This is a genomic window from Tenacibaculum sp. 1_MG-2023, assembly GCF_030547425.1.
GTDB lineage: Bacteria > Bacteroidota > Bacteroidia > Flavobacteriales > Flavobacteriaceae > Polaribacter.
Genome location: NZ_JAUORH010000023.1, coordinates 1 through 24916, shown reverse-complemented (window position 1 = coordinate 24916; position 24916 = coordinate 1). Strand labels below are relative to the sequence as shown.

Below are 24916 nucleotides of genomic sequence, written 5' to 3'. Positions count from 1 at the left end.
GAAAAAACGGCGAAACTATTTTTTATAAAAATTCATCTCGTCTATATACTTCCACACTTTATCAGACAACAAAGGTTTACAGTTTTTTTCTTCATTTATTGCATTCCGAATCATGGTTGAAGATATTTGTACAATAGGTGCTTCAACTCTATGAATTTTCTCGTGATCTTTAAATTGATTTTCTACAACACCTTTTGATATTCTGGGGTAAACATAAATATTATAATCCTCTAAAATAAACTCATAGTTTTTCCATTTATGCAAACTTTTCAGGTTGTCTTCCCCCATAATTAGGCTAAACTTATAATTAGGGTGCTTTTCTGAAATATGTGCTAACGTATTTATGGTGTAATTTGGTTGTGGCAGTTTGAACTCGATATCTGAAGGCTGAATTTTCTCATATCCTTCAGTTGCTAAATACACCATTTCTAAACGATGATGATTATCTAATAACGAGCTTTTCTTTTTAAAAGGGTTGTGAGGTGTTACCATCATCCAGATTTCATCTAAATCTGAGTTTTCAACTAGATGATTGGCTATAATTAAATGCCCAATATGAATTGGATTAAAAGTCCCGAAGTATAATCCTATGTTTTTAACCATTAAATATTACTGTTATTTAATTAACTGTAAAAATATTGTATTCATTTTACTTTTTTACCCATCAAATAAAATTTATTTCTTAAAAATTAGGGTTAATTAATTTTCAATTGTTTTAAACATCAAGAAAGTTATGATCTTTCTTATCTATTAAAGAAAAAACAAATTAATTATCACAATCATTTTTTTAAATAAATTTACTATGAAAAAAACACTATTAACATTTTTTACAACCCTTATAATGTTTTCTTGTAATAATGAAAACGACATACCGATTAAAGAAAAACTAACCAATAAAACATTAAATGGTGAATACAACAATGGGGTTTTAATATTTAAAGATATTAATTCATTAAAAGAAACCTATAATACTCTTAAGGAAATGGAAAACCCTAAAGAAGGCTTTGATAAGTTTTACAATGATGGATTTACCCCTTTAAAAGTTGCTGGGTATTTAACAGAGGAAGAAGCGGAATCTTTTTACTATAATAAACAGAAAAGATATCTGAATAAAAGTAATAAAAATGGATACCCTGAAGAAAACCTTATCCAAAATGAATTATTTGCCAACTTACTTAATGAAAAAGGAGAAATAGAAGTTGCCGGCAAGATATATAAATACACGTCAAAAGGAATATTTAGTGTTAACAAGGAAAACAGAAAGTTATTAGACGATATAAACTCTAAGGTAAACAAAGGTAAAGCTTACAAGAGTGATTTGGTAGAGTTATATATTCCAGACAAAAATAAATTACCTAATATGAGAATAGAACCTCCAAGAGAGATAGAATACCCTGAAGGTGGTGGAAGTGGAGGTGGTACTCCAACTCCTAATATTGGCCTTCCTACTAATACATCTCATTTTAGTGTTTGCTTAAACACCAAAGACGGATGGATAGATAATATTTTTGGAAAATCTTACGCTTGTGAATACAAGTTTAACAGTAAGAAAAAACTAAGAACGGTCTTTGCTGCGGAGGATTACTGGCTTTTTACTGATGTATATATGCAAGCTAAATTTAAACAAAAAACTTGGTTTGGGTGGTTTTCAGATAGAAGCGCTAATAAAGTCTATATTAAAAATAAAAAATCTATTTTTACAATGAAAACGAGAAATATAGACATAAGCATTAATTCAAAAGAAGCTAAAAAAGTTTACACTAAAATAAGTTCTTACATAAAAAAGCTTTTAGAAAAAAAAGAAACAATTAGTTATTTATCTGGTGTTTATGACTTAGACAACAAAACCCTAACATCTACTCAATTAAGTTATAATGACTTAGTAATGTATGCCAATAAGCCTGTATTTACCCCCAAAAAATATGTAAGAAAAAAATTTATAGATTTAGATATTAATATCAAAAATTTGTTTAAAGGAGGAGCGAATAAAGTTGCTGTTGTAAATATTTCTGGAAAGAACGTTTTAAACTTTAAAAGTAAAGATTTTTACTCTTATGCTGGAAAAGCATTACAAAACACCTTAGTTGATTTAAGGAAAAATCAAAAAGGCGCAGTTATAATAACAAATTACGATCCAAATAAAGACAAATATAAACCTATAGCATATTTCTTTGAAAATGAAATTGTAGAGGTAAAAAGACTAGCTATAGCACGAAGAACATTTAATCTACCTAAAAATTTCAAAGTAGATAAGGCCTTATTGAGTTTTAGAGATGATAATTCAGATTTTGTTTTGGATTTAAAGTTTTCTTGGGATATTGTTGGAAGTGTTTCTGTTGATATGGAATCGGGAGCATACTACAATAGACAATGGGGTGGTTCTAAATTTAGAGTTGAATATTAATCAATAGTTATAATGAAAAAAAATATTTTTAGTATTGTTTTATGCTTCTTTGTAATAAGCATAACTTTTTCTCAAGAAAAATTAAATACAGATTTAACCAGTCAATTTAAGGTCAATTATTATTTAACGGGGTTAGACGCATCGTACGAAATTCCTTTAAATAACAAGTTTACTTTTGAAGCAGGAGCGGGTATTGGAGCCGGTAGCTATATCAGAAACCTTCCCTTTTTAGAAGAATCTTTTAGAATAGACTTTAATACTTTTCCTGTTCTAAGATTAAGGAGTAAATTAAAATATGTTTATAATAGAGAAAATAGAATAAAGAAAGGAAAAAGTATTAGTTATAACTCTGGTAATTACTTTGCTTTACAAGGAACTTTTTCTTCTAAAAAAGAAGATGTAGCAAACAATATACTTTTTAGTGAATTACACTGGGGAATCCAGAGAAGTCTAGGTGGAAATTGGCTTTTTAATGTAAATGCTGGTGTTGGCTATGCAAAAGATTTCAACTCTAAGTTAGACAGAGTTTATCCAACAATAGGATTAGAATTTTCTTATATTCTTTTTTAAGAAAAACATCTTTTAGAACATAACAAAAACCATCATTTCAATTATGAAATGATGGTTTTTTTATATTTTTTGTTTTAAGTTCTCTTTTTATAACTCTAAAAAATCATCTACTAAATCTTCTGCTTCTTGTAAAGCTACTGGTAAATCGTAGTTTTTGATGATTTTATCAAACTGTGGCGCTGTGGCTAATTCTACTGATGCTTTAGCTATACGCATATTAATTTTGTCTTCGCTTTCGGTGCTTCTTTTCTTTAAACGAATCTTCAATTCATCAACACTTGGTGGTTTAACAAACACAGCTAAGGTTTCTGCTGGGAATTTCTTTTTTATACGTAGGCCTCCAACTACATCAATATCAAAAATTACATGTTTTCCTTGTGCCCAAATTCGTTCAACTTCTGTTTTTAACGTTCCATAAAAATTATCTCTATATACTTCTTCCCACTCTAAAAATTCGTCGTTTTTTATTTTTTGCTTGAATTCTTTTGCTGAAATAAAATAATAATCTTTCCCATCAACCTCTTCTCCTCTTGGTGCTCTAGATGTAGCAGAGATAGAAAACTCCAAATTAAACCGTTCTTGTGCTAACAAATGACGCACAATAGTAGTTTTACCTGAACCTGATGGTGCTGAAAACACAAATAATTTCCCTTTAAACTCTTTCGCCATTTTTTATAAAACGTTTAAAATTTGCTCTTTTATTTTTTCTAACTCGTCTTTCATTTGGATTACTAGCTTTTGCATTGGCGCAAAATTAGCTTTTGATCCTGTTGTATTGATTTCTCTTCCAATTTCCTGAACGATAAATCCTAACTTTTTTCCATTTGAATCTTCTGTTGCTAATTGCTGTAAAAAATATTCAAGGTGGTTGGCTAAACGTACTTTCTCTTCGTTAATATCTAACTTTTCTAAATAATAAATTAACTCTTGTTCAAAACGGTTCTCGTCAACCTCAACTTTTAAATCAGTTAATGCTTTTTGTAAGCGCTCTTTAACATGTTCAATTCTATCACCGTCTAATTTTTTAACCTCTTCTAAAGCAAATTGAATATTTAGTATTCTAGTTTTAAAGTCTTCTTCTAACGATTTAGCTTCGTCAATTCTATACTGAATGATTTCTTTTAATGCTACATCGATGTGTGCATCTATCTGTTTCCATTCTTCTTCATCTAGCTCTTCTCGTTCAGTTTTTAATGCGTCTGGCATTCTAACAGCCATTTTCATTAACTCAACATCATTAGAAGTTCCTACTTGAGTTACATTTCTTAATTGTTGCATGTACTCTTTTACCACACCTGTATTCACTGTCGTTGAAGTCTCATCGGCAGTCATTTCCACATAAATAGAAAAGTCTACTTTACCTCTTACTAAACTACTAGCTAGTTTTTTTCGAACATTTAGTTCCTTTTCTCTATAATATGAAGGAATTCTTGTGTTTAAATCTAAATTTTTACTGTTTAAAGATTTAACTTCGATTGTTACTTTTTTTGAGGGTAAATGTAGTACGGATTTACCGTAACCCGTCATAGACTGTATCATAACTTCGGTTTAATAATCCGCAAAGATACGTTTATTTATTGGGAGTTTCTGTTGAGCGTTTGGTTACTAAAAACACTCCTAAAAAGATTAATAATGCTGCTCCTATTTTAATCAAATCTAAATGGTCACTACCTACAATCAAAGCATAAATAGCTGCCACCACTGGTTGTAAGTACATAAAAACACTTACTGTAGTTGGTTTTAACTTTGATAAAGCGAATAGGTTAAACAAATAAGTAATACAGGTAGTAAACAATACTACAAAACCTACTTTCAAATAGATAGATGTTGGCATCATTTGCCATTGTACTTCTAACAATTCAGAAAAACCGAAGGGAAGCACAAGTATCAACCCAAAAAGATATAACCACTTTACAAAAACAATAGGATTGTATTTTGTTATCAGTTTTTTAACAACAACCAAATACATACCATACGATGCTGCATTAATGAATACTAAAAAGTTTCCTAGCACCATATTAGTTGCATCTCCTTTAAGTGGATTTCCGTAGGCTATTAAAATTACTGCCCCAACCATTCCAACAACAACTCCTGCAATTTTTCTTAAAACTAGTTTCTCTTTTAAAAGAATACTCGCAAAAATCAACACTAAAATAGGTGTGGTTACCATCATTACTGATGCATTGATAGGTGTTGTATAACTCAATCCTTTAAAAAAAGTAAGCATGTTAAAGGCAATTCCAAAAAAGGCTGCCATTGCTACTCGTTTGTAATCTGCTTTTTCAATAGACGGCGCTTTTACAAAAAGCCCTAACAACCAAAAAACTACAGTAGCTCCTCCAACACGAATTAATATAAACCCAAAAGGCTGAACATACCCTTCCATCACTTCCTTAGCAACAGTAAAAGTAATTCCGTAAATAAGTGTCGCGATAGATGCTGCTGTAAGTGCTAACGCTCTTTGGTTCATTTTTATGGTTTTAAAAACAAATGCAAAGATGATGATAATTTTATTCTTTTCTACTACTTTTTTATCCTATACCGTTCTTTAAATACCCTATTTTTAAAACTAAAAAAGCACTGCAAATGCAGTGCTTTTCCCTTTGGCTGATTAACTTTTGATTAGTCCACTAAAGGTGGTATTCTTAATACTTGTCCTGGATAAATTTTATCAGGATGTGTTAACATTGGCTTATTAGCTTCGAAAATTACTGGATACTTCATTGCGTCATCATAAAATTCTTTCGCAATTTTACTTAATGAATCGCCACTGACTACTGTATGGAACTGAGCCATAGCAGCTTCTTCGATTACTTCAACTTCCGCAACCGTCATGTTATCTTCTACAGAAGCAATACCTTCTGTATTACCTACTACTAAAACTACTTTTTCTTTAGTAGCTAAATCTGCTGCTTCTCCTGTTACTGTGGCCTTATCATCTTCCACATTAACAGCTAAGTTTTCAACAGAAAGCCCTAATTTATTTACTGCATCTACTAATTTTGTAGCTTTCTCTGTAGCTTCTTCTTCAGTTGTTTTTCCGATACCGAATACTTTTGCCCCGGCATTTTTAATAAATGAAAAAATTCCCATTCTCTTTTTTGATTTTTTGTTAATAATCTTTTTTCTGTCTGACCAATATACAATTTTTATACCAAAAATTCTACTCCATAAATAGTTTAAAAGAATTCTCTTTAACAAAAAAAGCATCCCAATAGTAGGATGCTTAATCTATTTATTTTGCTGCTCTTTTTACTCTTTATTAAAAGAGTTCCAACCTTGCGCTTTTAGTTCTATTTCTTGACTAGCACGAGTTATTAAATTCATTCCTTCATTTTTTTCGGTAATATGACCAATAACCGTAAAATTAGGGTTTCCTTTTATTTTATCATAATCATCTATAGAAGCTGTAAACAATAATTCATAATCCTCTCCTCCGCTTAAAGCTATCATCGTACTATCCATGTTAAACTCTTCAGAAGTAGAAATTACTTGAGGATCTAACGGTAGTTTATCCTCATAAATTTTACATCCTGTTTTACTTTGTGTACAGATATGCATAATTTCAGATGATAATCCATCAGAAATATCAATCATAGAAGTAGGTTTCACCTCTAATTCTTCTAATAACTTAGGAACATCTTTACGTGCTTCTGGTTTTAATTGACGTTCAATTATGTAAGTATATTTACTTAAGTCTGGTTGACTTTGAGGGTTTACCTGAAACACTTGTTTTTCACGCTCTAACACCTGTAAACCTAAATAGGCTCCACCTAAATCACCAGAAACAACAATTAAATCGGTAGGTTTAGCTCCACTTCTATATACAATATCTTCTTTTTTAGCTTTACCAATAGCTGTGATAGAAATTAATATTCCTTTCGTTGAAGATGTTGTATCTCCTCCAATTAAATCTACTTGATACGTATCACATGCTAATTGTATTCCTGCATATAATTCCTCAATAGCTTCTAATGGAAAACGGTTAGACACAGCAATTGACACTGTAATCTGTTCCGCATTCGCATTCATAGCATACACATCTGATAAGTTAACCATTACCGATTTATACCCTAAATGTTTTAAAGGCATATAACTCAAATCGAAATGCACACCTTCTACCAATAAATCGGTAGTAATTACAGTTTCTTTATCTGATGCATTAATTACAGCTCCATCATCTCCAACTCCTTTCACTGTTGACGAATGATACATTTTAAAGTGCTTTGTCAAATGGTTTATTAATCCAAACTCTCCAAGCTCAGCTAACGAAGTTCTTTCTTGGTTTTTATCTTCTAACATGCTGCAAAGATAATGACTAGCAAACAAACACACCTATTTTACTTAGTGTAATCTCCACAAAATAAAAATAAGGTTTTGTTGTTTTTGTATGTTATATGAGTAGTTAATTACTTAATTTAGTGCTTTAAACCCCCCATTTATGAAAAACCTTAAATTTCTATCTGTTTTAGTTGGGCTATTATTTTTAATTTCTTGCTCGTCCTCTTCAAGCGAAGCTCCAGTAGAAACCAATAAATCTACATGTTCTAATGGTAAAGCTGGAATTTACTCATGTGATAACTATGATTTATTATTAAACATTCCTTTAAGTACATTTAATGCAATTAGCGGAAGTGATTGTTGGGGGTGGACAGACGAAACCACCAACAAGGAATACGCTATTATGTGTGTAGATAACGGAACTATTTTTGTAGACATTACTGACACAGAAAACCCTGTTTATTTAGGCAAACTTCCTACTGCGACTATAAGTGAAGATTGGTGGGATGTAAAAGTTTATAACAATTATGCTTTTATTGTTAGCGAAGCAACAAACCACGGCATGCAAGTATTTGATTTAACCAAACTAAGAGACATAACTAATCCACCTATTACATTAACAGCTGACAAGCACTTTACTGATTTTGGTAGTGCTCACAATATAGTTATTAATGAAGACTCTGGTTATGCATACCCTGTTGGCACAAATAGATCTGGAACATATAAAGGAGGACCTTTATTTATCAACATACAAAACCCTATAAACCCAATAAGCGAAGGTGGATGGGGAATGGACAACTATAGTCATGATGCACAAGTAGTAACCTATAATGGACCAGATACAGACCACACAGGTAAAGAAATATTAATAGGAAGTAACGAAAATGAAGTTGTAATTGTTGATATTACCGATAAAGCCAACCCTATAAACATTTCTAAAATTTCATACGCAAACGTTGGCTATACACATCAAGGTTGGTTTACTGAAGATCAAAAATATTTTATTTTAGGAGATGAGTTAGATGAACAAAATTTTGGTCATGATACAAGGACTATTGTTTTTGATTTTTCTGATTTAGATAACCCAAAGGAACACTTTATATATACAGGACCTACTTCAGCAATTGATCATAATGGATATATTAAAGGAAATACTTTCTATTTAGCCAACTATACCGCTGGTGTTCGTTTTATCAATATTTCAAACATTGAAAGTAAAAATATTTCTGAAACAGGATATTTCGACACTTATCCTGAAAATGACAACGCTAACTTCAATGGGGTCTGGAGTGTGTACCCTTACTTTAAAAGTGGAAAAATTGTGGTAAGCGATATCAATAGAGGTTTATTTATCCTTAAAAAACAATAAATGCTCAAAGAACTCTCATTATTACTTTTCGTATTAATCATTTACAGCTGTAATAAAGATGATGGCATACAGCTTAACCCTACTTTAACAACTCCTGAAGTTAGTTTAGTTAAAACTCTCGGGGGCTCAGTAAATGAAAGTGGTAGAAGTGTAATTAACACTATTGATGGAGGATATATTGTAGCTGGTTTTACTCAAAGTATTGATGGAGATATAGAAACCACTAAAAACACAATTCAATATGATTTTTGGGTTTTAAAATTTGACACAAACGATAATCTTCAATGGCAAAAGACCTATGGGGGTTCAAAAGACGACAAAGCGTTTAAAATTATTCAAACAAATGACAGTGGTTTTGCTATTGTAGGTTACGGAAAAAGTGATGATGGAGATGTAGAGATCAATCAGGGCTTTGATGATGTTTGGATATTAAAACTAGACAGTAACGGTATAGTAGTCTGGAAAAAAAACACTGGTTTCTCTGGAGCGGATCAAGGTTTTTCAATCATTCAAACTTCTGATGGGGGTTATTTTGTTGGCAGCATTCTAGACGTTACAGCATCTGGAGGTTTAGGTAATTCAAAACAAGCGGCAAAACATGCTGGTGGAGACTACTGGGGTATTAAACTCAATACTAACGGAGGTATTGAATGGAGAAAATACTTTGGGGGTACAAATACTGATACTTGCTACGACATAGCAGAAGCTACTGATGGTTATTTATTAATCGGTTCTTCTGACAGCAATGATGTAGATATAAAAAACAACAAAGGTTCTTATGATTTTTGGGTTGTTAAAATTGACAAAAGCGGAAATTTACTTTGGGAAAAGTCTTTTGGTGGTACAGAAATTGATGAAGCTAGAGCAATAACAAAAACCAATGATGGAAATTTTATTATCGTAGGAGATACACGTAGCTCTGATAAAGATATTTCACAAAACAATGGAGGAGCCGATTTATGGGCTATAAAAATAACTAGTCAAGGTAAGTTACTTTGGCAAAAGAACTATGGTGGCTCAAGTTTTGATGTTGGTCGATCGATTAAAAAGACTTCAAACGGAGATTTTTTAATATCTGGAAGTTCTAGAAGTGCTGACAACAACTTTACCAATAAAGGTCAAAATGACGCGTTGATTATGAAAATTGATACAGATGGAAATCTCCTTTGGCAAAAAACCATTGGGGGAACAGAAATAGATTTTTGTTACGATGCTGTTGAACTAACAAACGGAAACATTATTGCTGTTGGCGAAAGCAGCAGTAATAATCAAGATATAATAACAAACAAGGGGTTTTCAGACCTACTAATTATCAAACTAAAATAATAAATGAAATATTTTTTAACTTTCTTCCTTAGTGCATTACTATTTTCTTGTAGCTCAGACAATGATGAATCTATCAAAGAAGTTTCAGTAAAACTAAAATTCAGTCAAAATTGGGATGGTACTTTAATTGAAAAGTCTGACTTAGAAAACACCGAATTCACCAACAAAACAGGAAGCAAACTTTCTATAAGTAGGTTACGCTATTTAATCTCACGTATTAGCCTTGTTAATGGCGCGGGAGACACAACCAAATTTGATAGTTACAAGCTAATAGACTCAAGTAAACCAGATAGTTTAACCTACGCTCTTTCTGAAAAAGTATCAGAAGGAAGCTATAAGCTACTTTTTACTTTTGGTCTTAACGATAATGACAATAAAAGTGGGGTATATCCAGATTTAAACTCTGCTGATTGGAATGTACCCGATATGATGGGGGGAGGGTATCACTACATGCAACTAGACGGTAAATACAAAGACACTTTAGGAGTAGAAAACCCATATAATTTTCATGCTATAAGAGCTTACGACAAAGAAAAAGATTCTATTTTAGATACTTCTTTTGGAGTTGAAACTGGTTCTATCCTATTAAAAAACAATGCTACTATAGAAATAAAAATGAATGTAGCTGGGTGGTTTAAAAGTCCTAATGATTGGGATTTAAACGAAAAAAGTGTTGATTTAATGATGGATTTTGAAGCTCAAAAAGAAATATCAGAAAACGGAAAAAGCGGCGTGTTTAGTCTAGGAGCCATCTCTCAATAAAAATAAAATGACACAAAAAAGTATATACCTTTCTTTATTACTACTCCTTTTACTCAGTTGTTCTTCAAAAGGAGAAGAAGAAAGTGTATATACACCTGTTCAAACTAGTTTAGAAATCCCGGAGTTATTTCAACAAAAATTAATCGCTCCAGTTATTCCAACCAACAATCCTTTAACCGAAGAAGGCATAGCCTTGGGCAAAAAATTATTCTTTGACCCCATTTTATCTAAAGACAATACTCAATCTTGTGCAAGCTGTCACAACCCTAAAAGAGCATTTACTGATGATACTCAATTTAGTGAAGGTGTTGATGGTAAATTCGGAACAAGAAATTCAATGCCGTTATTTAATTTAGCTTGGAACTTTGATGAACGCTTTATGTGGGACGGAAAAGAACTCAGTATTGAACGTCAAGTATTTTCACCTGTACGTAACCCAATTGAAATGCATAGTAACTGGGAAAATGTAGCTGAAAAATTACAAGAACATGCTGAATACCCAACGCTTTTTCAACAAGCTTTTGGAGCATCTAAAATAGACTCAACCTTAGTTACCAAAGCAATCGCTCAATTTGAAAGAACCTTAATTTCAGGGAACTCAAAATTTGATCAATTTCTTTTAGGAAAAGTTGAATTGACTCCTGAAGAACAAAACGGATTCAATGTTTTTATGGAGGAAACTCGTGGCGATTGTTTTCATTGTCATGGAAGTGACAACAATCCTTTATGGACAGATAATAAATTCCACAACAACGGTTTAGATGAAACTTTTACTGATTTAGGATTAGGCGCTGTTACAGGTGACCCAAATGATAATGGAAAATTTAAAAGCCCATCCTTACGAAACTTAAAATTCACTGCTCCATACATGCACGATGGACGATTTGTCACTTTAGAGGAAGTTATTAACCATTACTCTGAAGGATTAAAACAATCTTCTACAATTGATCCTTTAATGAAAAAAGTAAACCAAGGAGGTGTACAACTCTCAGGTAAAGATAAAGCCGACTTAAAAGCTTTTCTTTTGAGTCTTTCAGATGATGATTTTGTAAACAACCCTAATTTCCAACAATAATCTTCTAACAATCAATTAGTAGACTTAAAGTATAAACAATTTTTATCGCTTAATAACTATATTCATTTCAAAAAATGATATAAATCATATTTTGTCATTATCTTTGCAGTCACTTAGATTTAATCTATTTAAAACGATGATAAAAGTTTCAGACACAGCAAAAAAGAAAGTCATTGAACTAATGACTGATGACGGATTTGATACTACAACCGACTTTGTTCGTGTTGGAGTGAAAAGTGGCGGTTGTTCAGGATTATCATACGACTTAACTTTTGACAAAACCCAACAAGAAAACGATAAAGTTTTTGAAGACAACAACGTAAAAATTGTTGTTGACAAAAAGAGTTTTTTATACTTAGTTGGAACAACTTTAGAATATTCTGGAGGTTTAAACGGTAAAGGATTCGTATTTAACAATCCTAACGCTAACAGAACTTGTGGTTGCGGAGAGAGTTTCTCTCTATAAGCCTTACATCACAAAAAGAATACAAAAAACTGATGAGTAAATACACCGAGGACGATTTAAGAGAAGAATTAAAAACCAAAGAGTACGAATATGGTTTTTATACTGATATTGAAAGTGATAAGTTTCCTAATGGGATAAACGAAGATATTGTTCGTGCCATTTCTAAAAAGAAAAACGAGCCAGAATGGATGACTGAATGGCGTTTAGAAGCTTTTAGAATTTGGAAACAAATGGAAGAGCCAGAGTGGGCAAATGTTACCTATAAAAAACCGAGTTTTCAAGATATTTCTTACTACTCAGCACCTAAACAAAAACCCAAATTAAACAGCTTGGATGAGGTTGATCCTGATTTACTAGCTACGTTTGAAAAACTTGGAATTTCTTTAGATGAGCAAAAAAAATTAGCGAATGTAGCAGTTGATATTGTAATGGATTCTGTTTCAGTAGCTACTACTTTTAAAGAAACCTTAGCTGAAAAAGGGATAATTTTTATGCCAATTTCTGAAGCTATTCAAGAGCATCCAGAATTAGTAAGAAAATACATTGGTTCGGTAGTACCTCCAACTGACAACTTTTACGCTGCGTTAAACTCGGCTGTATTTTCTGATGGGTCTTTCTGTTATATCCCTAAAGGAGTTCGTTGCCCAATGGAGTTATCTACTTACTTCCGTATTAACGAAGGAGGAACTGGTCAATTCGAACGTACCTTAGTTGTTGCAGATGAAAGTAGTTATGTTTCTTATCTAGAAGGATGTACTGCTCCACAACGTGATGAAAACCAATTACACGCAGCAGTTGTTGAGCTTATTGCTTTAGACGACGCTGAAATAAAATATTCAACAGTTCAAAATTGGTTTCCTGGAGACTCAGAAGGTAAAGGAGGAGTATATAACTTTGTTACCAAAAGAGGTTTGTGCGAAACCAATGCTAAAATTTCTTGGACGCAAGTTGAAACAGGATCAGCAATTACATGGAAATATCCAAGTTGTATTTTAAAAGGAAATAATTCTGTAGGTGAGTTTTATTCAATCGCTGTAACCAACAATCATCAACAAGCTGATACGGGTACTAAGATGATTCACTTAGGGAAAAACACCAAATCAACTATTATATCTAAAGGAATTTCAGCTGGAAAATCACAAAACAGTTACCGTGGTTTAGTTCAGGTAAATTCAAGAGCAGAAAATGCACGTAACTTCTCACAATGTGATTCTTTATTAATGGGTAATGAGTGTGGTGCTCATACTTTTCCTTATATCGAAGCAAAAAATAAATCAGCTCAAATAGAACACGAAGCTACGACTAGTAAAATTGGTGAAGATCAATTATTTTACTGTAACCAACGTGGTATTGATACTGAAAAAGCTATTGCATTAATTGTTAATGGGTTTAGTAAAGAAGTATTAAATAAGCTTCCAATGGAATTTGCTGTAGAAGCTCAAAAATTATTAGAAATTTCGTTAGAAGGTTCTGTAGGATAATTAACCTAATGTGTTAATTATAAACACAACAATTATTAAAAATTAAACGTACGCTTAAAGCCAATAGTATAAGAACAATGTTAAAAATAGAAAACTTACACGCACAGGTAGAAGACAAAGATATTCTTAAAGGAATTAACTTAGAAGTAAAAGCAGGAGAGGTTCATGCGATTATGGGACCAAACGGTGCAGGTAAAAGTACCTTATCATCTATAATTGCTGGTAACGAAACTTACGACGTAACTTCTGGTTCTATCGAGTTAGAAGGTGAAGATATTAGTGAATTAGCTCCTGAAGAAAGAGCTCATGCTGGTGTATTCTTATCATTTCAATATCCAGTAGAAATTCCTGGTGTTACTGTTACTAACTTTATTAAAACAGCAATTAACGAATCTCGCAAAGCTCAAGGGTTAGAAGAAATGCCTGCTAAAGATATGCTTAAAAAGATTCGTGAGAAATCAGAATTATTAGAAATCGATCGTAAATTCTTATCTCGTTCTTTGAACGAGGGATTTTCAGGAGGTGAGAAAAAACGTAATGAGATTTTTCAAATGGCCATGTTAGAACCTAAATTAGCTATTTTAGATGAAACTGATTCTGGTTTAGATATTGATGCTTTACGTATTGTTGCTAATGGAGTTAATAAATTAAAGTCTAAAGATAACGCTGTAGTAGTTATTACTCACTATCAACGTTTATTAGAATATATCGTTCCTGATTATGTACATGTTTTACACAATGGAAAAATCGTTAAAACAGGAGACGCTTCCCTTGCTTTAGAGCTTGAAGAAAAAGGATACGATTGGATTAAAGCAGAGTTAAAATAGTTAGAAAAGTTGAAAAGTAAAAAGTGAAAAGTAGCCCTGTAATAATAAGCTTCTTTTCAGTTTTACAAACTTTTATACTTTATAAACTTTACAACTAAAAACAATGGAGTTGAGAGAAAAAATATTATCATCATACGTAGCTTTTGAAGACAGTGTAAACATCAATTCAGATTTACATGAGATAAGAACAAAAGCACTACAAAATTTTGAAAAACTAGGCTTTCCTACTAAAAAATTAGAAGCTTGGAAATACACTTCTTTAAATTCAGTTTTAAAAGAAGACTATAGTATATTTCCTGATAGAGATGCTTCTATAGAGTTTGCTGATGTAAAAAAATATTTCATCCATGAAATAGATAGCTATAAAATAGTTTTTGTAGATGGAAAATACAGCTCTTTTTTATCAACTACTACTCATGATGGAAAAGATATTTGTTTATTATCTGCCGCTTTTTCAAAAGAAAAATACAAACCTATTGTTGAAAAATATTTTAACAAAATAGCAAAGCAAGATAATTTAACTTCTTTAAATACTGCTTTTGCAACCGAAGGTGCGTTTATTCACATTCCTAAGAATGTTGAAGTTGAAAAACCTATTCAAATAATTAATTTTACTACAGGTAAAGAACATGCAACTATGTTACAACCTCGTAATTTAATTATTGTAGAGCAAAATGCACATGTTCAAATTATAGAACGTCATCAAAACCTTAACAATAATGCTGTATTAACAAATGCCGTAACTGAAATTTATACAGACACACATGCTACAGTAGATTATTATAAGATTCAAAATGACAATAATGATGCTTCTTTAGTTGACAATACATATATTGAGCAACAGAAAGAAAGCACTTGTTCTGTACATACTTTTTCTTTTGGTGGTAATATTACTAGAAACAACTTAAACTTCTATCAAAAAGGAGAACATATTAATTCTATTTTAAAAGGAATTACTATTATTGAAGGAAAGCAGCATGTTGACCATCATACACTAGTAAACCATATAGAGCCTAACTGTGAAAGTCACCAAGATTACAAAGGTATTTATACTGATCGTTCTACTGGTGTGTTTAATGGTAAAGTTATTGTTGAAAAAGAAGCACAAAAAACAAATGCTTATCAACAAAACAACAATGTTTTAATAAGTGATAAAGCAACTATAAACGCTAAACCTCAATTAGAAATTTTTGCTGATGATGTAAAATGCTCTCATGGTTGTACTATCGGTCAATTAGACGACCAAGCATTATTTTATATGCAGCAAAGAGGTATTCCAAAGAAAGAAGCAAAAGCTTTACTTATGTATGCCTTTGCAAATACTGTTTTAGAAAGTGTTAAAATACCAGAAGTTAAAAAAAGAATTACCAAATTAATTGCCAACAAATTAGGCGTTAACATTGGTTTTGAACTATAAAACAAACAAAAGGCATTATTAAATATAATGCCTTTTTAATTCTTTAAATGTTATGAAATATAAGTTTTTAAAAAACTTATCAACTCCTTATCCATATTTATTTCATACCAAAAGAAATCTTATCATTGCTTCTATACTAAGTATAGTAATATTCCTAATTAACTATTACTTTTCTCAAAATACTGTTACAAACAATTTTTATCCATGTTTAACGGCTAGCATAGTTACTTTTTTGAGCATCTTATTTTTTACTGAATTGGTGCCCAACGTTTTTTTTACTTCTGAAATTAAAGAAAGTTGGAATATTTTAAGAGAATTTTTCTTTACTCTTGGTATTCTTATTTCAATAGCTCTTTTTCAAAATAGTTTTCTATATCCTTTTAAAAACAGTATTGATAGCAACTTTTTTTTGAGTCTTATCAATACTTTCTCTTATGTTATTCTAATTGGTACCATACCTATACTGATTATTATTTGGATAAACTATGTCGTCATTTTAAAAGAAAATTTAAGAAGCGTCAAAGCATACAATAAAGAGCTAGAAAAGGAATTAAAACAAAAGGATAAAGAAATTGTTTTATCTATAAAAACGAATAATGTAAATGAGACATTAATTCTTGATTTAGCTACTTTTTTATTCGCTAAATCTGAAGGAAATTATGTAGATGTATACACTCAAACTCTTAACTCTGTAGACATAAAACCATACAGAATATCTATTCAAAAACTACTTAATAATTTATCTAACTACCCCTTTATTTTAAGTACACATCGTTCTTACATAATTAATATTAAAAATATTAGAAGAACCTCTGGAAACACAAGAAATTATAAAATTTCATTTCCCAATGTTTCCCATGAGGTTCCTGTATCTAGAAATAAATTTAAATTATTTAAAGAGAAGTTTTATAAATAGAGTTTACAACGTGTAACCTACTCCCATTCCAAAAAACAACCTTGAATCAAAACCTCCTGGTCTAAACCTTCCGCTATCAGCAACTCCTTTTAGCGAACTCCAAACATCGAAGGTTATAGTTATTCTATTAAAAGTATAACCTAGAGAATTTATCATTCCGTAATTAAAGTAAGAATATGAGTTTTTATACTTTTCATATATCTCTAAATGATCTATATACAAACTTCCTTTAGACTTTAAGTTAGTATAGCCAAAAAAGGGTTGAATTGACATATAAAACCTCCTTTTATTAAAAGGATAAAAACTAAAATCTACCAAACCAACAACAGATAAGTCTCTTGTATAGCCATCAACAAAACCTGTAAACATATTTTCGTCTTCATTAATAAAACTGTTTTGATAAGCTGCTCCTGCCATTAAGGTAATCTTCTTACTTTCTAACAATTTTCTTTTCGCTTTAAAAACAAAACCATAATGTTTTCCGAAACTTGCATTAATTATATCAGTCGTATACCCCAATTCTAATTTCCACTTTCTTGTAGTATCGTGTTCTTGAGCATTCATAAAAAAACTACTTAACAATACTATGTATAAAATTTTCTTCATTTTTTTCTTATTCAATAATTTGTAATCCTTTTTCAAACCCTTTTATTGGGCTATTTCTATGAGAAGTATTTTCTAATCTTTCGTAACTAAAATTAAAATCATTATAGTTACTCAGTTTTAGTCGCTTGACCATTGCATCAAATGATGCGTTCATACCTACTCCCTCTAAGTCTCCCATAGCCATGTAAAAAGATTTGCCCTCTAACAAACTAAATTCCTTAGCTTTTTCCTCTAAATCGAAAATAAATGAGTTATACCACATTAAATTAGGGCTTACCACAATTGCATTATCAAAAGGGTTTTCTTGTTCTTCTTGCAGCATAACATATAAAGCAAAATAACCTCCAAGTGAATGTCCATAAATTGTTTTTGTTAAACTCTTTATTTGATAATCTTCTTCAATCACAGGGATTAACTCAGAGTTTAAAAAGCTAATAAACTTCTTTGCTCCTCCTGAGTCTCCATCAAAATCTCTGTCATACGGGTAAGAATAATCTGTACCTCTTTCATTATCGCCCGCATAACCTATGCTCACTATAATGGTATTTTCTTTTTTTTCTAAGCTTAACATTTGCATACATTCATTGTAATAATCGTCACCATCAAGTAAATAAACCACGTGATAATCTTTAGTTACATCAGCTTCTTCAATGCTTCCTATTTTAACAGTATACTTAAAGTTTGTTGAGTTAGATTTTAGAGTAAATTTTTGCTGTTTAATATTAGAAGGTAAATCTTCTTCAGTACAACTCATAAAGAAAAAGAGTATAAAACTTAAAAATACAAAAGGGCTTTTTGTGTAAGAATGCGTAATCATTTTTTTATGTTTTTATTAATCCGCATCAAAAATATCTCTCTCCCCTGCCTTTAAATATTGTAAAAAGATATATGGTATGAAATGTTCTTTATTTGTGACAAATGGACTCTTTGTAGTATAATTTATATAGTGATTTTTCTTTTAAACCTGATGAAAGACCTTTATTTATTATGAAGAAACCCATTAAATCGATATTACTAATCGCTGCATTGTAATTCTTGTGTATGGAATTTATACACTTATTCAACCAGAAACATAAAATTCTATTGGCGATGTTGACTTGGTCAAAGCACAAAACAACACTAATTCTTACATTACCATTACTATTGGTATTGTTGCTATTGCTATAAGCTCATTTACTGGTAAAAAATTACAATCACTCTTTCACAATTTGAAAACCATTTTTTATGAGTGGTTTTTTACTTCTATAAAATTTTATGTAATGAATTAAACTTATCCACGTCAAAAGTATCGTGAACTAATTTATTTACTTAAAATTTAAAAAATGCGAAAAACAATTACTCTATCTTTTACCTATTTGCTAATTTTTGTGAGTATTCAAACACAAGCACAAACTGATGTATATGATGCTTTATTAAAAACCTATGTGGATTCTCAAGGTAATGTGGATTATAAAGGACTAAGAAAGAATCGTGCGGTTTTAGATATTTATATAAAGCATTTAGATAACACTATACCTAGTAATAAATGGTCACAAAATCAAGCTAAGGCTTTTTGGATTAACGCATACAATGCTTATACTATTAAGCTAATTTTAGATAGTTATCCTTTAAAAAAAATTACCGATATTAAACGTAAAGGAAGAAATGCTTGGAAAATTCCTTTTGCTGCTGTTGGTAAAAAACTATACTCGCTAGATTATATTGAACATAAAATACTCCGTAGATGGCATGATGATCCAAGAATTCATGTTGCCTTAAATGCAGCATCTAAATCTGGACCTCGATTTGTAAATTTTGCTTTTACTAAAGATAATATAGAAGAAAAATTAGAAAACTTAATGAAAGCTTTTATAAACGACTCCACAAAAAATAAGATTACATTAACTAAAGTTGAAGTTTCGAAAATATTTCAATGGTACCAAGAAGACTTTACTTCTCGTAATACCTTGGTAGACTATATAAATAAGTATTCTGACATTAAAGCTAACGACAATGCCGAAGTCGTATACCTAGATTATGATTGGAGTTTAAACAATAAATAGGTTATGCTTAAAAGATGAAAAACAGCAAGTGTTTTTCATCTTTTTATACATGCTGATCTATTAAAATGGTGTTTCCATCAGGATCGAAGAAAACAATACTCGCAGGTCCTGAAGTATCTTTGTCTACCTCTCTTTTCAATTTGATGTGGTTTTCTTTTAAATGTTGTTGAATGGTTCTTACATCGTCAAAATCGTCTAACACATTGGCACTTTCATCCCAACCTGGATTAAAAGTAAGGATATTATTTTCAAACATACCCTGAAATAATCCAATTAATGAGTTTCCATTTTTCATAATCAAATAATTCTTTTCTATTTGGCCTGCAAAAACAGTAAACCCTAACATTTCATAAAAATCTTTTGATTTATCAATATCTTTCACTGATAAACTAATTGAAAAAACCCCTAGTTTCATAATCTTATAGTTTTAATTTCTTTCCTCAAAAGGGATAACAATCCCTTTTTCTACATAATTTTTTAGTCCATTTAACAACAATGCCCAACAATAGGAAGAATGTTTAAAGTGATCGTTTTGCTCAACCCATCCTTTATGAAAAAAATGCACCCAAGTTACTCCTTCATCTTTTTCGAACAAGTCAAAACCGAAAGTTGTTGGATTCCAATCATCATCTGATTTACTCATTTTTATGTAAAAAGAAGTATTCTCTTTACATTGAACTACTTCACCATACCAATCATAAGCTCCACCAAAAAAAAGATTGTATTCTGCGCCTACTTTAGGAGTTCCTGTGCATTTAAGTGGCCACCAATGTATCAAATCGTCTGGATTTGTAATGACTTTAAAAACTTTATTAGATAACTCTTTTATAGGAAAGTTATGGTAAACGGTAAATCCTTCCTCAGTAACTTTCATAATCAGTTGATTTTATAGTTATTAAAGTTACTAAAAATTTAAACAAAAAAATCCTGCACTTTCGTACAGGATTTCATATCTATAAAACCAAATTTTGGTTTACATTTCTAAAGCTTTGGTAGGGTTGTTATCCATTAAGATTTCTACTGGGTTTTCTAACGCTTCTTTTACAGCTACTAAGAAACCAACAGATTCTTTACCATCAATAATTCTATGATCGTACGATAACGCTACATACATAATTGGTTGAATCACCACTTCTCCATTCACCGCCATTGGACGATTTACAATGTTGTGCATTCCTAAAATTGCACTTTGTGGAGGGTTTATAATTGGTGTAGACAACATAGAACCAAATACACCACCATTTGTAATTGTAAACGTACCTCCTGTCATTTCATCAACAGTAATCTGTCCATCACGAGCACGAATTGCTAAACGCTTTACTTCGCTTTCAACACCTCTAAACGTTAAGTTTTCAGCATTTCTAATTACTGGAACCATTAATCCTTTTGGCCCTGATACTGCAATTGAAATATCTTGAAAATCGAATGACACCATTTCTTTACCATCAATCATTGAGTTCACAGCTGGATACATTTGTAATGCACGTACTACTGCCTTTGTAAAGAAAGACATAAAACCTAAACCTATTCCGTGTTTTGCTTTAAATTCTTCTTTATACTCGTTACGTAAATCGAAAATTGGTTGCATATTCACCTCGTTAAACGTAGTTAACATAGCTGTTTCATTCTTTACCGAAACTAAACGCTCAGCAACCTTACGACGTAACATTGATAATTTTTTACGCTCTGTACCACGAGATCCCATTCCTGGAGTTCCCATTGAAGGCACTGCCTTTACAGCATCTTCTTTAGTTACACGACCGTCTTTACCAGTTCCTTTAACATCAGATGCACTTATTCCTTTTTCAGCTAATACTTTTTTAGCTGCTGGAGATGCTGTGCCTGTAGCGTATGTTTCTTTAGCGGGTTCAGCTTTAGGTGCTTCTTTTTTCTCTTCAGTTTTTGGTGCTGCTTCTTTAGGTGCTCCAGCTCCTTCTGGTTTTGCGGCATCCATATCAATATGACAAACTACTGCACCTACTGCTACTGCATCACCCTCTTCAGCTTTTAAAGTGATTATTCCGCTTTCTTCCGCAGGCAATTCTAACGTTGCTTTGTCAGAATCTACTTCGGCAATTGGTTGATCTTTCTCAACGTAATCACCATCTTCAACTAACCAAGTTGCAATTTCTACTTCTGTAATTGATTCCCCCGGAGAAGGAACTTTCATTTCTAAAACCATCAGTTCTAAATTTTATATATCTGAATTATTTTATTTCTTTTATTTGGACGTTCCCTATCGGGTCGGGCTTTTCGAGCTACATGGTAGCTTACTACAATCCCTAACGCATTATTTGTTTTTTAATCAAAAACCTTATCTATAATAGCCTGGTGACGTCTTTTAAAACGTGCACTTGAACCTGCTGCTGGTGCCGAACGGTATTCTTCTGAAGCACATTCTAACCTAGCTAATTCAAAACGTTCTAACATATAACTCCAAGCTCCCATATTTTTAGGTTCTTCTTGAGCCCAAACATAACGCTCTACATTTAGGTACTTATCCATTACTTCTTTAATTTTATCATTGTGTAATGGGAACAATTGCTCTATACGAACTAAAGCAACGTCTTCTCTTCCTAACTTTTCGCGTTCAGCTAATAAGTCGTAATAGAATTTACCTGTACAGAACACTATTTTCTTAGCTTTTGAAGTATCAATAGTGTCATCAATTACCTCTTGGAAAGTTCCGTTTGCTAAATCTTCAATAGGGTTTACTGCTTTTGGTAAACGTAATAAACTTTTTGGTGTGAAAACAATTAATGGTTTTCTAAAATCACGCTTCATCTGACGGCGCAAAATGTGATACATGTTTGCTGGTGTAGAACAGTTTGCTATTGTCCAGTTATCAGTTGATGATGATTGTAAGAAACGTTCTATTCTTCCTGATGAGTGTTCTGGCCCTTGACCTTCATACCCGTGAGGTAGTAACATTACCAATCCGTTTTGTAACTTCCATTTATCTTCTGCCGAAGAAATATACTGATCGAACATAATTTGTGCTCCGTTGGCAAAATCACCAAACTGAGCTTCCCAAATTGTTAATGTATTTGGTGCTGCCATTGCATACCCGTAATCAAACCCTAACACCCCATATTCTGATAAGTGAGAGTTGTAAATTGTCATCTCTCCTTTACTCTTAGGGTTTGTGTTTAGTAAGTTTACACGTTCTAAAGTTTCTTCATCACGCATAATTGCATGACGGTGAGAGAATGTTCCTCTTTCTACATCTTCTCCAGAAATACGTACATCATAACCTTCTTCTAATAAAGTACCATACGCTAGGTTCTCAGCAGTACCCCAATCTAGCAAATTATCTTCAAACACCATTTTTTCACGACCTTTTAAGATACGTTCAGCTTTACGTACAAATTTGTGTCCTTCTGGCGTTTTTGAAATTACCCTTGCAATACCTTTTAAATCTTCTATGGAATAAGTTGTATCAACAGGCTGTAACATTTCTTGTAATTGCTTTCGTACAAACCCATCCCATACATCTGGCATGAACTCCTGAATTTTAGACGTTTCTTTCTTTTTAGACTCTGTGAACTCAGCTTCTAAATGTGTCTTAAATTCATCTGTAATTTTCTGTAAGTAGTCCGCTGTTATGCTTCCCTCTTCAATTAATTTATTTGCATAAATTTCTCTTGCATTTTTATGCTTAGAAATTGCTTTGTATAATTTTGGTTGTGTAAATCGTGGCTCGTCTCCTTCATTATGCCCGTACTTACGGTATCCTAACAAATCAATAAAAATATCTTTGTTGAATTTCATACGATATTCAACTGCCATTTCCATTGCATGACATACAGCTTCTGCATCATCCGCATTTACATGTAGTACTGGAGACAAGGTTACCTTAGCTACATCAGTACAATACGTACTTGAACGAGCATCTAAATAATTGGTTGTAAAACCTACTTGATTATTTACTACAATGTGGATAGTACCTCCTGTTTTGTATCCGTTTAATTGTGCCATTTGCACAACTTCGTACACAATTCCTTGGGCTGCTACAGCTGCATCACCATGTACTAAAATTGGAAGTATTTTATTTTCGTTTCCTTCATAGTCTTTCTCTATCTTAGCTCTAACAATTCCTTCCGCTACTGCATCAACTGTTTCTAAGTGAGATGGATTTGGCACTAAGTTCATCTTCATCTTTTGTCCACCTTGATACGCTTTACTTAAGGTTAAACCTAAATGGTACTTAACATCTCCATCTATGTCTTGATCTTCGAAATCTTTTCCTTCAAATTCGCTAAATAAATCGCGAATTGGTTTTTTGAAAATATTTACTAAAGTATTTAAACGTCCACGGTGTGCCATTCCTAACACACACTCTTCTACTCCATATTCTTCAGCTGCATCTCGTAACGCCACACTAACTCCAGGGATCAATGTTTCTCCTCCTTCAACAGAGAATCTTTTTTGACCTACATACTTCGTTTGTAAAAAGCTTTCAAAAGTTGAAGCTTGATTTAGCTTTGTAAGAATATACTTTTTAGATTCTACATCGTAACTAGGATGGTTTGCGTTTTTATTCAAACGATCGTTCCACCATTTTAACTCTTCAGGGTTTCGTACATACATATACTCAACTCCTATACTTTCGCAGAAAACAGACTTTAAGTAGTTTATGATTTCAGCTAGACTTTTAGCCCCTATACCTAAAATTTCTCCTGCACTGAAAACCTTAGATAAATCTGATTGATTTAACCCAAAATTCTCAACATCTAATGTTGGGGTGTAGGTTCTTCTGTTTCGTACTGGGTTTGTTTTGGTAAACAAATGACCACGGGTACGGTAACCGTTGATTAAATCGATTACTAAAAACTCTTTACGTACTTCTTCAGGGACTTCTACCGAAACTTCTTCATCTGTTAATGAGTAATTCTCGTTAGCCAAATCATATCCTTGAAAGAAACTTCTCCAACTTGGTTCTACCGCATCAGGATTTTTTTGATATTGTTCATACAAATCACCTATAAAACCTGCATGTGTTGCGTTTAAGAACGAAAACTTGTCCATATATTTTGTTATACTTTTCTATCTATAAGAATAATGGTGACAAAAGTACAACTTTTACGAAAAAAACCATTCCTTTTTAGTCTAATTTTAAACTCTTTAACGAGTACTGTCTTTTTGTTAAATTTCAGTTAAAAGCATCTTTTTTTAAAAAATAAATCCCTGAAATTCAGAAATAATAAAAATCACATGCGTTTTTTATTAAAAATAATTTGCAGATATAAAAAAACCCCTTAAATTTGCACTCGCATTTTAAGACACATGTGTTTTAAATTCCTCCTTAGCTCAGTTGGTTAGAGCATCTGACTGTTAATCAGAGGGTCCTTGGTTCGAGTCCAAGAGGGGGAGC

The 24916-nt window shown here is 32.0% G+C and carries 24 protein-coding genes and 1 tRNA gene; 13 read left to right on the top strand and 12 right to left on the bottom strand.

Going from position 1 to position 24916, the window contains the following annotated elements:
* Nucleotides 1-15: 15 nt before the first annotated feature.
* The gene (nadD, locus tag Q4517_RS13500; RefSeq protein WP_303510387.1) at nt 16-603 is read right to left on the bottom strand and encodes a nicotinate (nicotinamide) nucleotide adenylyltransferase; all 588 of its coding nucleotides are present in this window, start codon (nt 601-603) and stop codon (nt 16-18) included.
* A gap of 199 nt (nt 604-802) precedes the next feature.
* On the opposite strand from nadD, the gene Q4517_RS13495 reads away from it, so the two are divergent.
* Together Q4517_RS13495 and Q4517_RS13490 are read left to right on the top strand one after the other, a co-directional pair.
* The gene (locus Q4517_RS13495; RefSeq protein WP_303510385.1) at nt 803-2404 is read left to right on the top strand and encodes a hypothetical protein; all 1602 of its coding nucleotides are present in this window, start codon (nt 803-805) and stop codon (nt 2402-2404) included.
* Between the two features lie 12 nt (nt 2405-2416).
* Nucleotides 2417-2974 (top strand): hypothetical protein, encoded by a 558-nt coding sequence (locus tag Q4517_RS13490; RefSeq protein WP_303510384.1) that lies wholly within the window; start codon nt 2417-2419, stop codon nt 2972-2974.
* Nucleotides 2975-3061: 87 nt separating this feature from the next.
* Here Q4517_RS13490 and gmk read toward each other — a convergent pair whose 3' ends face one another.
* The 5 genes from gmk to thiL form a co-directional block, all read right to left on the bottom strand.
* Entirely contained in the window at nt 3062-3643 is a 582-nt protein-coding gene (gmk, locus tag Q4517_RS13485) for a guanylate kinase (RefSeq protein ID WP_303510383.1), read from the bottom strand.
* Nucleotides 3644-3646: 3 nt separating this feature from the next.
* Nucleotides 3647-4513 (bottom strand): YicC/YloC family endoribonuclease, encoded by an 867-nt coding sequence (locus Q4517_RS13480; protein ID WP_303510382.1) that lies wholly within the window; start codon nt 4511-4513, stop codon nt 3647-3649.
* Nucleotides 4514-4544: 31 nt separating this feature from the next.
* On the bottom strand, nt 4545-5444 hold the full coding sequence (locus tag Q4517_RS13475; protein WP_303510381.1) for a DMT family transporter: 900 nt from the start codon (nt 5442-5444) through the stop codon (nt 4545-4547).
* Between the two features lie 152 nt (nt 5445-5596).
* Nucleotides 5597-6067 carry a peptidoglycan-binding protein LysM gene (gene lysM, locus Q4517_RS13470; RefSeq protein ID WP_303510379.1) on the bottom strand — a complete coding sequence of 157 codons (471 nt, stop codon included), beginning with the start codon at nt 6065-6067 and terminating at the stop codon, nt 5597-5599.
* 159 nt (nt 6068-6226) lie between these two features.
* The gene (gene thiL / locus Q4517_RS13465; protein ID WP_303510377.1) at nt 6227-7276 is read right to left on the bottom strand and encodes a thiamine-phosphate kinase; all 1050 of its coding nucleotides are present in this window, start codon (nt 7274-7276) and stop codon (nt 6227-6229) included.
* 139 nt (nt 7277-7415) lie between these two features.
* Here thiL and Q4517_RS13460 point away from each other — a divergent pair, with 139 nt between their 5' ends.
* The 9 genes from Q4517_RS13460 to Q4517_RS13420 all read left to right on the top strand — a co-directional run bounded on the left by Q4517_RS13460 (nt 7416) and on the right by Q4517_RS13420 (nt 16894).
* Nucleotides 7416-8624 carry a choice-of-anchor B family protein gene (locus Q4517_RS13460; RefSeq protein ID WP_303510375.1) on the top strand — a complete coding sequence of 403 codons (1209 nt, stop codon included), beginning with the start codon at nt 7416-7418 and terminating at the stop codon, nt 8622-8624.
* Nucleotides 8625-9950 (top strand): hypothetical protein, encoded by a 1326-nt coding sequence (locus Q4517_RS13455; protein WP_303510373.1) that lies wholly within the window; start codon nt 8625-8627, stop codon nt 9948-9950.
* A gap of 3 nt (nt 9951-9953) precedes the next feature.
* Nucleotides 9954-10712: an MbnP family protein gene (locus Q4517_RS13450; RefSeq protein WP_303510371.1), complete on the top strand. Its 759-nt coding sequence runs from the start codon at nt 9954-9956 to the stop codon at nt 10710-10712.
* Between the two features lie 7 nt (nt 10713-10719).
* Nucleotides 10720-11787: a cytochrome-c peroxidase gene (locus Q4517_RS13445; RefSeq protein ID WP_303510370.1), complete on the top strand. Its 1068-nt coding sequence runs from the start codon at nt 10720-10722 to the stop codon at nt 11785-11787.
* Nucleotides 11788-11923: 136 nt separating this feature from the next.
* Entirely contained in the window at nt 11924-12253 is a 330-nt protein-coding gene (locus Q4517_RS13440; protein WP_115899898.1) for an iron-sulfur cluster assembly accessory protein, read from the top strand.
* Between the two features lie 32 nt (nt 12254-12285).
* Nucleotides 12286-13734: a Fe-S cluster assembly protein SufB gene (gene sufB, locus Q4517_RS13435; protein WP_303510365.1), complete on the top strand. Its 1449-nt coding sequence runs from the start codon at nt 12286-12288 to the stop codon at nt 13732-13734.
* A gap of 77 nt (nt 13735-13811) precedes the next feature.
* The gene (sufC, locus tag Q4517_RS13430; protein WP_303510363.1) at nt 13812-14561 is read left to right on the top strand and encodes a Fe-S cluster assembly ATPase SufC; all 750 of its coding nucleotides are present in this window, start codon (nt 13812-13814) and stop codon (nt 14559-14561) included.
* A 103-nt stretch (nt 14562-14664) separates the two neighbouring features.
* Nucleotides 14665-15978, top strand: coding sequence for a Fe-S cluster assembly protein SufD (gene sufD / locus Q4517_RS13425; protein WP_303510361.1), 1314 nt, complete (start codon nt 14665-14667; stop codon nt 15976-15978).
* 232 nt (nt 15979-16210) lie between these two features.
* Entirely contained in the window at nt 16211-16894 is a 684-nt protein-coding gene (locus tag Q4517_RS13420; protein WP_303510360.1) for a LytTR family DNA-binding domain-containing protein, read from the top strand.
* A gap of 3 nt (nt 16895-16897) precedes the next feature.
* Here Q4517_RS13420 and Q4517_RS13415 read toward each other — a convergent pair whose 3' ends face one another.
* A complete protein-coding gene (locus Q4517_RS13415; RefSeq protein WP_303510358.1) occupies nt 16898-17500 on the bottom strand; it encodes a hypothetical protein in 603 nt (200 codons plus the stop codon).
* Between the two features lie 7 nt (nt 17501-17507).
* On the bottom strand, nt 17508-18317 hold the full coding sequence (locus tag Q4517_RS13410; protein WP_303510356.1) for an alpha/beta hydrolase: 810 nt from the start codon (nt 18315-18317) through the stop codon (nt 17508-17510).
* A gap of 505 nt (nt 18318-18822) precedes the next feature.
* On the opposite strand from Q4517_RS13410, the gene Q4517_RS13405 reads away from it, so the two are divergent.
* A complete protein-coding gene (locus Q4517_RS13405) occupies nt 18823-19542 on the top strand; it encodes a DUF547 domain-containing protein (protein ID WP_303510354.1) in 720 nt (239 codons plus the stop codon).
* A 43-nt stretch (nt 19543-19585) separates the two neighbouring features.
* Here the strand turns inward: Q4517_RS13405 and Q4517_RS13400 are convergent, their stop codons facing one another.
* From Q4517_RS13400 to Q4517_RS13385, 4 genes are all read right to left on the bottom strand, one after another.
* A complete protein-coding gene (locus tag Q4517_RS13400) occupies nt 19586-19957 on the bottom strand; it encodes a VOC family protein (protein WP_303510352.1) in 372 nt (123 codons plus the stop codon).
* A gap of 12 nt (nt 19958-19969) precedes the next feature.
* Nucleotides 19970-20416 (bottom strand): SRPBCC domain-containing protein, encoded by a 447-nt coding sequence (locus Q4517_RS13395; RefSeq protein WP_303510350.1) that lies wholly within the window; start codon nt 20414-20416, stop codon nt 19970-19972.
* A 99-nt stretch (nt 20417-20515) separates the two neighbouring features.
* The gene (odhB, locus tag Q4517_RS13390; protein WP_303510347.1) at nt 20516-21724 is read right to left on the bottom strand and encodes a 2-oxoglutarate dehydrogenase complex dihydrolipoyllysine-residue succinyltransferase; all 1209 of its coding nucleotides are present in this window, start codon (nt 21722-21724) and stop codon (nt 20516-20518) included.
* Between the two features lie 119 nt (nt 21725-21843).
* Nucleotides 21844-24570: a 2-oxoglutarate dehydrogenase E1 component gene (locus Q4517_RS13385; protein WP_303510344.1), complete on the bottom strand. Its 2727-nt coding sequence runs from the start codon at nt 24568-24570 to the stop codon at nt 21844-21846.
* Between the two features lie 271 nt (nt 24571-24841).
* On the opposite strand from Q4517_RS13385, the gene Q4517_RS13380 reads away from it, so the two are divergent.
* Nucleotides 24842-24915: transfer RNA gene (locus Q4517_RS13380), tRNA-Asn, on the top strand.
* The last annotated feature ends 1 nt before the right edge of the window (nt 24916 follow it).